Origin of the sequence: Shewanella sp. 10N.286.45.A1 (genome assembly GCF_041470405.1) — a bacterium.
Lineage (GTDB): Bacteria > Pseudomonadota > Gammaproteobacteria > Enterobacterales > Shewanellaceae > Shewanella.
In genome coordinates this window covers 1,630-8,484 of the sequence record NZ_JBFRMK010000363.1, presented here as the reverse complement: position 1 = coordinate 8,484, position 6,855 = coordinate 1,630, and the positions used below count along the sequence as shown (strand labels likewise).

Here is a 6,855-nt window from a genome sequence, read left to right as displayed (position 1 = left end):
AGGTCGATTAGCTCAGCTGGGAGAGCACCTCCCTTACAAGGAGGGGGTCACTGGTTCGAGCCCAGTATCGACCACCATTCTTTTATTCCTCTTCGTAAAAAAATCCCAACAATCTAGTTCTTTTTAATCCATCAGTATTAATCGAATTCAACTATCCTTTAGTATCTTCTATTTTTGGATGAATCCCATGGCTGACGTGAGTCAATCGGCTTCACTTACGAGTATTGCTGCCTACTTAAAGCTGACTTACCAGTATGATCAGCAAACAGCACTCGTAGAAGCAAAAGAAGTGATGCAAAATCTTGTTCAAATGCGTCAAAAAGGGTTTATAACCGGATGGTACTTCGACGAGCATGGTCATTTAGAATTGCTTCCCAGCGATATGGTGATGCAACAAATAAACCCTAATAAATAATCCACGTTCCGCGAGCAGTCACGCCACACTATTAAGTAAATATTTTAATTTACTTAATCAGTTTAACATGCGATATTCACTGCTATGTTAACCAACTGCTGATGAATTAAATGCCAATCGCCGAGCCACAAACCGAAGCTAAAAGAATACTGATGATCACTCTGATTGTGACTCTAATCAGTGTTGCTGGTATTGCTCTGCCCTACCCGATTTTAGCACCGCTTTTTGAACAAGGTGACAGCGCATTAAGCCAGTTCATGGGGCTACCTAAAGAGTTATTGCTTGGCATCGTTTTAGGCGTTTACCCGTTAGGTATTATTATTGGCAGCTCTTTTATTGGTTCTTTGTCAGATAGTTACGGAAGACGCAGACTATTAACACTCACTTTAGTAGGAAGTGGTTTCGGTTATAGCGCGACGGCATTCGCTGCGTTATCTGGTAACTTTGCACTATTCTGTATCGCAAGACTACTCACAGGAGTGTGTGAAGGAAACATTTCAATTGCCCGCGCAATAGCAGCAGATCTTCACCCTATTATCGACAAAGCACGTAGTTTCTCGCTCATCAGCGCCATGGGCTATGGTGGTTATCTTCTCGGCCCTCTTTTAGGTGGATATTTAATTTACTCGGGAATTGAAACTGTATTTGTTGTGGCTGCTTTGGCTTGTTTTATATGTGCTGGACTCAGTCATTTTATGATGCCAGCCACTTTAAACAAAACGATAAAAGCTCCCAGTCATTCATCTAGTCTTGTTCTGTTGCGGCAAACGGATCTACGACGATTCTTTATGTTGTACTTACTGCTAACGACTGGAGTCAATCTCTATTACGAATATTATCCTTTGCATTTAGTGAGACAGTTTAACTACACACCGGTTGATATCAGTTGGGCAACAGTATTTTTAACGGCTTGTATGATCTTTACTAGTATATGGGTAAACCCAATAATTCAACAAAGGATGTCACACGCAAGAGCAGGTTTAGTCGGAGTGATGTTATTTGGCTCAGCCCTTGTCGCACTGCCTTTTATCGACAATCAATTTTACTTAATCTCTTTTGCGCTAATGGGCGCAGGTATCGCCATTTACAACGGTTTTTTACCCGTCTATTTATCCAACTCATACCAAAACAATGCCCAAGGTCAGCTAATGGGTATGCTAGTCACTGTTTTTTGTTTGGGCAACCTATTTGCTGCAGGGCTTGGTAGCGTATTAAGCATGATAGATGTTAAATGGAGTTTACTTGGCGGCGCTTTAGTGACCTTTTTTGCCGCAGCGGTATTTTTTCACGGCCATTATAAAGCGCAGATATGGCCGCAACCAATCAATGTAAATAATAAAGCCCTAGCATCAAACAATGAATGATAATGGGCTTTTCGCCTCGGTTGGCGAAAGTAATTTATTCACCAGTGCAGCAAGTACTGACAAACATAACATCGATCCCAGCACCACTCCTTGCCAACCCCACTGCTGCCAAAATGGTAACAAATATGGCCCGCCAATAGCGGCACCAAGGTAATAACTACACAAATAAAGGGCAGTTGCTTTGGCACGATGTTGCTTAGCAATAAATGCGACCCAAGCATTGCAGCTGCTGTGGATAAGGAAAAAACCAAACGAAGAGATTAAAAATCCAATATAGATGGTGGCTACAGTATCAAACAATGTAAACATAGTGCCTAGCATTAATGCGCATACAGACGTACTATAAACCCGCTTAACGCCGCTATTCTTTATCCATTTAGCACTGCGATATGATGCATAGGTACCACTTAAATAGCAGAGGAAGATTAACGTTACCTCAAAAGGCCCCTGCATAAATGGCATATCCATTAAATGCAGTTGAATATAGCTAAATTGATTGACCATCACCATAAATGCACTGCCGCCAATCAAGTAAATCAATCTCAACTTAGGGTTCGCTAAATGGCTGTAGAACCCCTGTAAATCTGAGTGTATTGCCTCTTTGTTCAGTATCAACTTAGTCTTGGTAAACTGACTATCTGGCAATAAACGAGTCGCGAGTAAAGTTCCCATTAATGATATGAAAGCTAACAACATCATCGCTTGCTGCCATTGCAAATACTCTGACATCACCCCACCAAGTAACCTACCAGCAATGCCTCCAATGCTATTAGCTGCAATATAGATAGCCCCTGCCTTTAACAATACATGGCCACCCAATTCATCTTTGAAGTAAGCCATCGCCATAGCAGGAACTGAAGCCAACAGTGCACCTTGAACCATTCTCAAAGCGACTAACTGACTAAAGTCAGCAATAAATATGGCAACAATGTCTACTATCACCAGAAGATAAAGGCTGATCAGAATGGGCCGTTTACGACCTATTCGGTCTGACATGACCGCAAACAGTAATAACGAAAACGCCATGGTGAAACTTGTCACCGACAGTAGCAACGTTGCGTGGGATTTAGAGACTGAGAATGTGCCGGCAATCAAGGGCAACATGCCCTGCACTAGATAAAGATTAATAAAAATAACAATAGAAGCAATCGATAACCCGCCAATCAGCTTCAACTCTCTGTTGCTATTTACCTGTTCTACAGTGCTGCTCATCATCATGACTCGTTAAAAACTGCCTTAGTGCAAATAGCATAGCAATTGAACTTCTATAACGATAATAATTAAAAAAGGTCGTATTAATTGATTTTTGTTATGGAATCTACGGGATCAAATCCGCTAATATTGAACTGTTCAAAGGACGGTGATAGTCGTTAAATTTAAAAGTGGGTTCGCAATGGATATAAAACAGTTAAAGCACTTAGATGCGTTAATTACTTTTGGAGGTTTTACAAAAGCTGCGCAGCAATTGAATATAGCGCAACCAGCACTTAGCCAGAGCATTAAAAGGCTAGAAGACTCCCTCGGTGTTACTCTAGTCGATAGAGGCGCACATAAGCGCAGTAAGACGCTCTCACTCACTGCAGAGGGACGAGCGCTGCATCAACACGCACAACTCATCATCAAAAATATGGCACAAGCCGAAGCCCATATTAAATCGATGGCAAACTTAACTAAAGGGGAAGTCAGAGTGGCGGTGCCGGGAATGCTCGGTTCCTTTTATTTACCGAGTCGTTTAATGGCGTTTAGACATCAACATCCCGATCTTAAATTGTCTCTGTTTGAAGGCGGCACCCGCGATACACTTAAAATGTTACGCCGTGAAGATGTGGATATCGCCATTATCACAGCCAATGATTTAGATGATAGCTTTGAGAGCCACCTGCTATTACAAGAGCAGATGGTAGTTGCAGTCGGTAAACATCACCCTTTAGCAGCGCAAGCTTCAGTGCCACTGGAACAGTTTTTCCAGCATGATCTCGTGCTGTTTAAGCAAGGTTACTTTCATCGAGAATGGATGCTTGAACAAGCCAAATTATTGGGTCTTAACGCCAGCATCGCATTTGAAACTAATTTGATTAATCTTATCAAACAGGTTGTAGCGCAAGAGTACGGGATCACCAGCGTGTTAAAGATGATGATTGAACAAGATGACGATATCCTAGCAAAACCTTTCAACCCGCCCGTCTATTTAGACTTACATATCGCGTGGAAAAAACAACGCCCAATCAGCAAAGCTGATCGAGCGTTTGTCGATTTTTTAATGGAAAATCGTTAAGGTGAACTATGCATCTACCAGCAACATCTAGCACAGGTTTAGCTTGCGTCGTGTTGATTCTCAGGCATAGCATCAATAAATGCTTGCTGCGTTAAACAATGGGCATTAATCCGTACGATATTGGGGAATGGCGTCATATCCACTTTAAACCGCTCAGCATTGTATACCTGTGGCACCAAACATAGATCGGCCAAGGTAACGCTATCACCAAAACAAAAATTACCACTGTATTGCTCTAATTGTTGCTCTAATGCTGCAAAGCCTTGATTCACCCAGTTGTGATACCACTGTGTTTTAGCGCTATCAGTTATGTCTAGTTCCGATGCCAAATACTGCAACACCTTTAGGTTATTTAATGGGTGTACTTCGCATGCAACAGTTAGCGACATTGCTCGTACAATTGCTTTGTCATATGCATTGTCAGGCAGTAACGAATTCTCTTTATAAACCTCATCAAGATACTCAATAATCGCTACTGACTGGGTTAATGCACACTCTTGGCCGTTAACATCGCTAAAAACTAAGGTCGGTACCAATTCCTGTGCATTTAGTGCAGTGTATGACGATTGATGCTGCTCTCCACCATTTTTAACTAAATGCACCGAGATCTGCTCTGCGGTTAATCCTTTATGATTAAGCGCTACTCGTACACGATAAGCTGCGCTTGAGCGCCAGTATCCATACAGTTTCATCATATTTGCTCTCTCCATAATGCTTAAACAAAAAAGAGTTAATCCACAACGAATTAACTCTCTTCTCTATTTAATTTAAAGCTCTACTGCAACTTAAGCTTTATATTCGACAACCTGCTGATCAATGGTGCCAAATATTGACTGGTTATTCTCATCGAGCATCTCAATACGAACCCTGTCACCAAAACCCATAAATGGTGTTGTTGGCTTGCCATCAGCAATGGTTTCAAGCATACGAGTTTCAGCTAAGCAGCTTGAGCCTGCACTACGGTCATAGTTTGAAATAGTGCCCGAACCAATAATCGCACCAGCGCCCAATGGACGAGTTTTAGCAACGTGAGAAACCAGTTGGCTAAAGTTAAACGTCATGTCCACGCCTGCATTTGGCTGGCCAAAAAGCGCATTATTTAGATGAGTGATCAAAGGCAGATGCACTTTGCTATCTTGCCACTTATCATTAAGCTCATCAGGCGTCACAGCAACAGGAGAAAAACTACTTGATGGTTTAGCTTGGAAAAACCCGAAACCTTTAGCCAGTTCACCAGGGATTAAGTTTCTCAATGACACATCATTAACCAGCATAAGTAGTTTGATGTGTTTATCGGCATTTTCAGTGGTCACGCCCATTGGCACATCATCAGTAATAACTGCGATTTCAGATTCGAAATCGATACCCCACTCTTCACTTGCTAAAGGGATATCCGCTTTCGGCGCGATAAAACAATCAGAACCACCTTGATACACTAAAGGGTCGGTCCAGAACGTTGCAGGCATCTCAGCGCCGCGTGCTTTGCGAACCAATTCAACGTGATTGACATAAGCACTACCGTCAGCCCATTGATAAGCTCGAGGCAGTGGTGATAGACATTTGGCTTCATCAAATGCGATAGCGTTATCCATTAAGCCTTGGTTTAATGCATCATATAGCTCAACCAACTGCGGGTTCAGTAGCTCCCATGCATCTAACAATTGCTGCATAGTATGAGCAATAGCTGGTACCGCAACCGCTTTAGTTAGATCACGACTAACTAACATTAACTGGCCATCACGGCGTCCATTATCATAACTTGCTAACTTCATACTGACTCCTAATAAAATGTGGCTAGCTGACTAACTCTGCCCAGTTTCTGAGCTGTTGCAATCATGCTCTCGCCTTAATCTGCTCATAGAATGACTTAACTAGCGCAACAGGGGAATAGCGTGAGCTAAATCACATTTAATCGTTACGCGCTTTATATTGTAAACATATGATTACAGCCTATCTTAGATAGGCTGTAATTGGGCTTATTGGGCTGTTATTGCTGTTAAAGCAAGCAAATACTGCAATCAGTAGTTACAAGGCTTTATGCTTACTAATTTTGTATTCACGCAGCTTATTTGCGATTGCGGTATGAGACACACCTAACTTTTTAGCCAATTGTCGTGTACTTGGATAAGCTGGATACAAGCGACGCAATAAACTGGCCTCAAATTGCTTCATTGCCTGTTCAAGGCTACCTTCGAACTGATGATCAAAATAGCCAAAACCTTCTGCGTAAGATGGCAACTTAAGCTGCTCTACAGTTAACTCTGCACTACCGTCCCACATCGATACGGCTCTAAATATGGCATTCTTTAGCTGACGCACATTTCCAGGCCATGCGTAACCGAGCAAATGTTCACGGCACTCGCCTGAGATTCTGCGAATTGGAATCGATAATTGCTGACTGTAATGTTCTAAGAACATTTCGGTTAGCGGGATCACATCCACTTTTCGTTCACGGAGTGAAGGAACATGGAAGCTCAATACATGAATTCGATAGTAAAGATCTTCTCTAAACTCACCGCTTTGGCAAAGTTCAGCAAGATTTTTTTGTGTTGAGCAGATAATACGAACATCGCTACGTACCTCTTCATCGCCACCCACGCGTCTGAATGTGCCATCTTGTAAAAAGCGTAATAGTTTAACTTGTGCAGATCTGGACATCTCAGCGATTTCATCTAAAAAGACGGTGCCGCCTTTCGCCTCTTCAAAGAAGCCGCGCTTAACTACGCTACCATTACTGACGAAACCAAATAGCTCTTCTTCGGCGGCACTATCAGGCATCGCCGCGCAGTTGATGGCAATAA

7 protein-coding genes and 1 tRNA gene are annotated in these 6,855 nt (G+C 42.3%); 4 read left to right on the top strand and 4 right to left on the bottom strand.

Features of this window, described 5'->3' with window-relative positions:
- Position 1: 1 nt before the first annotated feature.
- From AB4238_RS21245 to AB4238_RS21235, 3 genes are all read left to right on the top strand, one after another.
- A tRNA-Val gene (locus AB4238_RS21245) sits at positions 2-77 on the top strand.
- Positions 78-187: 110 nt separating this feature from the next.
- A complete protein-coding gene (locus AB4238_RS21240) occupies positions 188-415 on the top strand; it encodes a hypothetical protein (protein ID WP_371992540.1) in 228 nt (75 codons plus the stop codon).
- 152 nt (positions 416-567) lie between these two features.
- Positions 568-1,779, top strand: a complete 1,212-nt coding sequence (locus tag AB4238_RS21235) for an MFS transporter (RefSeq protein WP_372035490.1) — start codon at positions 568-570, stop codon at positions 1,777-1,779.
- Here the strand turns inward: AB4238_RS21235 and AB4238_RS21230 are convergent.
- Entirely contained in the window at positions 1,765-2,991 is a 1,227-nt protein-coding gene (locus tag AB4238_RS21230; RefSeq protein WP_372035488.1) for an MFS transporter, read from the bottom strand. The genes AB4238_RS21235 and AB4238_RS21230 overlap by 15 nt on opposite strands.
- Positions 2,992-3,172: 181 nt before the next feature.
- Here AB4238_RS21230 and AB4238_RS21225 point away from each other — a divergent pair, with 181 nt between their 5' ends.
- Positions 3,173-4,054 (top strand): LysR family transcriptional regulator, encoded by an 882-nt coding sequence (locus AB4238_RS21225; RefSeq protein WP_372035487.1) that lies wholly within the window; start codon positions 3,173-3,175, stop codon positions 4,052-4,054.
- A 38-nt stretch (positions 4,055-4,092) separates the two neighbouring features.
- Here AB4238_RS21225 and maiA read toward each other — a convergent pair whose 3' ends face one another.
- The 3 genes from maiA to AB4238_RS21210 all read right to left on the bottom strand — a co-directional run.
- Entirely contained in the window at positions 4,093-4,746 is a 654-nt protein-coding gene (gene maiA, locus AB4238_RS21220) for a maleylacetoacetate isomerase (RefSeq protein ID WP_372035492.1), read from the bottom strand.
- 93 nt (positions 4,747-4,839) lie between these two features.
- Entirely contained in the window at positions 4,840-5,826 is a 987-nt protein-coding gene (locus tag AB4238_RS21215; protein WP_372035485.1) for a fumarylacetoacetate hydrolase family protein, read from the bottom strand.
- 253 nt (positions 5,827-6,079) lie between these two features.
- The coding region (locus AB4238_RS21210) for a sigma 54-interacting transcriptional regulator (protein ID WP_372035483.1) at positions 6,080-6,855 on the bottom strand (776 nt) is incomplete at its 5' end.